Origin of the sequence: Falsiroseomonas sp. CW058 (assembly GCF_050563535.1) — a bacterium.
GTDB lineage: Bacteria > Pseudomonadota > Alphaproteobacteria > Acetobacterales > Acetobacteraceae > Falsiroseomonas.
Map to the genome: position 1 here is coordinate 1 of NZ_JBNXUO010000066.1, position 5,655 is coordinate 5,655.

Annotated in this window: 3 tRNA genes and 3 rRNA genes; all 6 read right to left on the bottom strand. The window is 60.6% G+C overall.

Annotated elements, in window-relative coordinates:
* Window positions 1-4: 4 nt before the first annotated feature.
* Window positions 5-78: transfer RNA gene (locus ACK8OX_RS25140), tRNA-Met, on the bottom strand.
* A 56-nt stretch (window positions 79-134) separates the two neighbouring features.
* Window positions 135-249 (bottom strand): 5S ribosomal RNA (gene rrf, locus ACK8OX_RS25145).
* 173 nt (window positions 250-422) lie between these two features.
* Window positions 423-3,171, bottom strand: a 23S ribosomal RNA gene (locus ACK8OX_RS25150).
* A 298-nt stretch (window positions 3,172-3,469) separates the two neighbouring features.
* Window positions 3,470-3,542, bottom strand: a tRNA-Ala gene (locus tag ACK8OX_RS25155).
* 46 nt (window positions 3,543-3,588) lie between these two features.
* Window positions 3,589-3,662, bottom strand: a tRNA-Ile gene (locus ACK8OX_RS25160).
* Between the two features lie 244 nt (window positions 3,663-3,906).
* Window positions 3,907-5,400, bottom strand: a 16S ribosomal RNA gene (locus ACK8OX_RS25165).
* Together the 16S, 23S and 5S rRNA genes with 3 tRNA genes alongside form the textbook arrangement of a ribosomal RNA operon.
* Window positions 5,401-5,655 lie beyond the last annotated feature (255 nt).

Here is a 5,655-nt window from a genome sequence, read left to right on the forward strand (position 1 = left end):
GGGGATGCGGGGAGAGGATTTGAACCTCTGACCTTCAGGTTATGAGCCTGACGAGCTACCGGGCTGCTCCACCCCGCGTGGGTGATGTGTGTTGTATCCGGGATGCGGTGTGTGTGGGCAGGTCTGGCGTGGTGGCCCGGCGGCGACCGACTTTCCCGCGCCTTGAGGCGCAGTATCATGGGCGCTGGGGTGTTTCACGGCCGAGTTCGGGATGGGATCGGGTGTTGCAACCCCGCGATGGCCACCGGGCCACCGCGCCAGACCTGTCTCTCCCCTGTTGGTGTGTGGGGAGGTGCGGCATCTCGGATGGGGGGGTGGTTTGGATCTGGATGTGTGTGTGTGTGTTGAGGGGTGATGCGCGGTTTGGTGCTGCGCGCGGCTCGGGGGGTTGTTGCCAACCCTGTGCCGGTGCGGTGGTGGTGGTGTGGAGTTCGATCGGGCGATTAGGACCGCTCGGCTGAGACGGTTGCCCGTCTTGCACCTGCGGCCTATCGACGTGGTGGTCTACCACGGCCCTCGGCGAGACCTCGTCTTGAGGCTGGTTTCCCGCTTAGATGCCTTCAGCGGTTATCCATTCCGCACTTGGCCACCCGGCCGTGCCGCTGGCGCGACAACCGGTTCACCAGAGGTGCGTCCATCCCGGTCCTCTCGTACTAGGGACAGCTCCTCTCAAGTCTCGTACACCCACGGCAGATAGGGACCGAACTGTCTCACGACGTTCTAAACCCAGCTCACGTACCGCTTTAATCGGCGAACAGCCGAACCCTTGGGACCTGCTCCAGCCCCGGGATGCGATGAGCCGACATCGAGGTGCCAAACCTCCCCGTCGATGTGGACTCTTGGGGGAGATCAGCCTGTTATCCCTAGAGTACCTTTTATCCGTTGAGCGATGGCCCTTCCACGCGGGACCACCGGATCACTAAGGCCGACTTTCGTCTCTGCTCGCGCTGTCGCGCTCGCAGTCAGGCGGGCTTGTGCCTTTGCACTCAACAGCCGATGTCCGACCGGCTTGAGCCCACCATCGCGCGCCTCCGTTACCATTTGGGAGGCGACCGCCCCAGTCAAACTGCCCACCACGCAGGGTCCCGGCCCCGGATGAACGGGGCTCGGTTAGACGCCAGAAAGGCACAGGGTGGTATTTCAAGGTTGGCTCCACAAGGGCTGGCGCCCCTGCTTCAGTGCCTCCCACCTATCCTACACAGTCCCTTCCTGGCGCCACTGCGAAGCTGCAGTAAAGGTTCATAGGGTCTTTCCGTCTGACCGCGGGTACCCCGCATCTTCACGGGGAATTCAATTTCGCTGAGCCCATGCTGGAGACAGTGGGGAGGTCGTTACGCCATTCGTGCAGGTCGGAACTTACCCGACAAGGAATTTCGCTACCTTAGGACCGTTATAGTTACGGCCGCCGTTTACCGGGGCTTCGGTTCGAGGCTTGCACCCCTCCCCTTGACCTTCCGGCACCGGGCAGGCGTCAGACCCTATACGTCGTCTCACGACTTCGCAGAGCCCTGTGTTTTTACTAAACAGTCGCCACCCCCTGGTCTGTGCCACCCCTCCACGGTTGCCCGCAAAGGGGTCTCGCTTATCCCGAAGTTACGCGAGCAATTTGCCTAGTTCCTTCAGCATGGTTCCCTCAAGCGCCTTGGAATACTCGTCCAGTCCACCTGTGTCGGTTTCGGGTACGGTCCATATGCCAGCGCTGTTTCCCGAGCCGATCCAGCCGCCACCTCAATCCGATAAGAGATGACGACACTTCACGGCTGTCACGTCTGGCGGGCGGGGGAATATTCACCCCCTTCCCATCGGCTACGGCTCTCGCCCTCGCCTTAGGGGCCGGCTCACCCTGCGCGGATTGACCTTGCGCAGGAACCCTTGGACTTTCGGCGGGAGGGGTTCTCACCCTCCTTGTCGCTACTCATGTCCGCATTCGCACTTCCCATACCTCCACGGCCCCTCACAGGTACCGCTTCACCGGCCTAGGGAACGCTCCGCTACCGCGTGCATCACTGCACACCCACAGCTTCGGCTCGTGGCTTGAGCCCCGTTACATTTTCGCCGCAGAACAGCTATTAGACCAGTGAGCTATTACGCTTTCTTTAAAGGATGGCTGCTTCTAAGCCAACCTCCTGGTTGTTTTGGCCGTCCCACATGCTTTCCCACTTAGCCACGAATTAGGGGCCTTAGCTGGTGGTCTGGGCTGTTTCCCTCTCGACAATGGACCTTAGCACCCACTGTCTGTCTGCCACGCTGCACTCCTCGGCATTCGGAGTTCGGTTGGGTTTGGTAGGGCTTTGGGCCCCCCTAGCCCATCCGGTGCTCTACCTCCGAGGGTGACCACATGACGATCTACCTCAATAGATTTCGCGGAGAACCAGCTATTTCCTGGTTTGATTGGCCTTTCACCCCTAGCCACAGATCATCCCCGACTTTTTCAACAGGCGTGGGTTCGGCCCTCCAGTAGGTGTTACCCCACCTTCAGCCTGTCCATGGCTAGATCACCAGGTTTCGGGTCTCATGCCGGCAACTCGACGCCCATTTCGGACTCGCTTTCGCTGCGCCTACACCTCTCGGCTTAAGCTCGCTGCCAACACGAACTCGCGGACCCATTATACAAAAGGTACGCCGTCACCCACCCCAGAGGGGTCAGGGCTCCGACTGCTTGTAGGCGTCCGGTTTCAGGTCTCTTTCACTCCCCTCGTCGGGGTGCTTTTCACCTTTCCCTCACGGTACTTGTGCACTATCGGTCGCCAGGGAGTATTTAGGCTTGGAGGGTGGTCCCCCCACGTTCAGACAGGGTTTCACGTGCCCCGCCCTACTCAAGGATCAACCCGACCACTACGCCTACGGGACTGTCACCCGCTACGGTGCGCCTTTCCAGACGCTTCGGCTTCTGTCAGATCAACCACTGGCCTACTCCGCTTTCGCTCGCCACTACTCGCGGAATCTCTGTTGATGTCTTTTCCTCCAGGTACTGAGATGTTTCAGTTCCCCGGGTTCGCCTCACCACCCTATGTATTCAGGCAGTGATCTTCCTCTCGGAAGGGGTTTCCCCATTCGGACATCCGCGGATCAACGATCGCTCGCATCTCCCCGCGGCTTTTCGCAGCGTGCCACGTCCTTCATCGCCTCCTGGCGCCAAGGCATCCACCGAACGCCCTTGTCACACTCTACTCCGCCATCACCGCCCGCGCGCAGGACCAAACCGCGCCAACACAGGGCTCACCACCCCACGCCGCACAGCCGGCCCAACCTGGGCAACTCCGGCACATCATCTCAAAACAGATTTCACACACTCGGACACAGCCGCCACACCGCCAGGCCCAGGGGCCCGACGCCACAGCAGACACCATGTCCGCCAGATCCGATTCACCGCTTCAATGAACACGCCCAGGAGGACAACACCCCCAAAAGGCCACCTGTCCGAGGGAAGCCAAGGCCGCACAGCCCAGACCACCACGCCCGCACGCCATGGAGGCTGGCGGATTCGAACCGCCGACCCCCTGCTTGCAAAGCAGGTGCTCTACCAGCTGAGCTAAGCCCCCGCAGCACCGGCATCGAGCAACCACACCCCGCCCAGAACAGGCGGAATGGGCCAGGGAGGACTTGAACCTCCGACCCCACGCTTATCAAGCGTGTGCTCTAACCAACTGAGCTACTGGCCCCCACCGGCACACCCCTCGCAGGGCCACCCAGCACACCCCACCCCCCATCAAAGGAGAACAGGGCACGCCCGGCATCGCAGGCAGAGGGAGGGGCAGCCGGATGATGAGAGTGCCAATTCCCAACCCCCACACACCCCATCCAGGGCAGCAAGAGCAGGAAACACATCAGGTCAGGCAGGGCCAAGACATCGTCAGGAACCACCCCAGCCGGGCGCCGAAGCACCCACCCCAGGGGGCATCCTTGAAAGGAGGTGATCCAGCCGCAGGTTCCCCTACGGCTACCTTGTTACGACTTCACCCCAGTCGCTGACCCTACCGTGGCCACCTAGCTCCCTCGCGGGTTGCCGCAGCGGCTTAAGGTAGAACCAACTCCCATGGTGTGACGGGCGGTGTGTACAAGGCCCGGGAACGTATTCACCGCGGCGTGCTGATCCGCGATTACTAGCGATTCCACCTTCACGCACCCGAGTTGCAGGGTGCGATCCGAACTGAGACGGCTTTTCGGGATCGGCTCGGCCTCACAGCCTCGCATCCCTCTGTCACCGCCATTGTAGCACGTGTGTAGCCCAGCCCATAAGGGCCATGAGGACTTGACGTCATCCCCACCTTCCTCCGGCTTGTCACCGGCAGTTCCCCTAGAGTGCCCACCCAAGGTGCTGGCAACTAGGGGCGAGGGTTGCGCTCGTTGCGGGACTTAACCCAACATCTCACGACACGAGCTGACGACAGCCATGCAGCACCTGTGCGACGCGCCCCTTGCGGGGAAAGCCCATCTCTGAGCCGGTCACGTCCATGTCAAGGGCTGGTAAGGTTCTGCGCGTTGCTTCGAATTAAACCACATGCTCCACCGCTTGTGCGGGCCCCCGTCAATTCCTTTGAGTTTCAACCTTGCGGCCGTACTCCCCAGGCGGTGCGCTTACCGCGTTGGCTACGACACTGAAGCCCTAAGGGCCCCAACATCCAGCGCACATCGTTTACGGCGTGGACTACCAGGGTATCTAATCCTGTTTGCTCCCCACGCTGTCGCGCCTCAGCGTCAGTAATGGACCAGGTCGCCGCCTTCGCCACCGGTGTTCTTCCCAATATCTACGAATTTCACCTCTACACTGGGAATTCCACGACCCTCTTCCACCCTCAAGCCCTGCCGTCTCAAGCGCAGCCCCCAGGTTAAGCCCAGGAATTTCACGCCTGACAAACAAGGCCGCCTACGCGCCCTTTACGCCCAGTAATTCCGAGCAACGCTAGCCCCCTTCGTATTACCGCGGCTGCTGGCACGAAGTTAGCCGGGGCTTCTTCTGCGGGTACCGTCATCATCGTCCCCGCCGAAAGGACTTTACAATCCGAAGACCTTCTTCATCCACGCGGCATTGCTGGATCAGGCTTGCGCCCATTGTCCAATATTCCCCACTGCTGCCTCCCGTAGGAGTCTGGGCCGTGTCTCAGTCCCAGTGTGGCTGGTCGTCCTCTCAGACCAGCTACCGATCGCAGGCTTGGTAGGCCATTACCCCACCAACAACCTAATCGGACGCAGGCCACTCCAAAGGCGCCTCGCGGCTTTGAGCCTCAGCTCACATGCGGTATTAGCGCCAGTTTCCCAGCGTTATCCCCCACCCCTGGACATGTTCCTACGCGCTCCTCACCCGTCCGCCACTGCAGGGCCGAAACCCCACCGTGCGACTTGCATGTGTTAAGCATGCCGCCAGCGTTCGCTCTGAGCCAGGATCAAACTCTCAGGTTCATCCGCAGCACCCATCATCAGCACCACTCACGCAGCACCAACAACAAGCACCACTCAATAACCCCAAACCCTAACCCTCAAACACCAACTCACCATCCGGCCACCCATCCCACCACAACCACTCATGATACCCCCAACAAGCCTCATCAGCCGCCAGAGACACCAAAGCGCCAAAGCAGGAAAACACCAGGGCAACACAGATCAATCCGTGAAAAACTACTTCCCTCAAAACAGATGCACAGATTGAATGAGCAA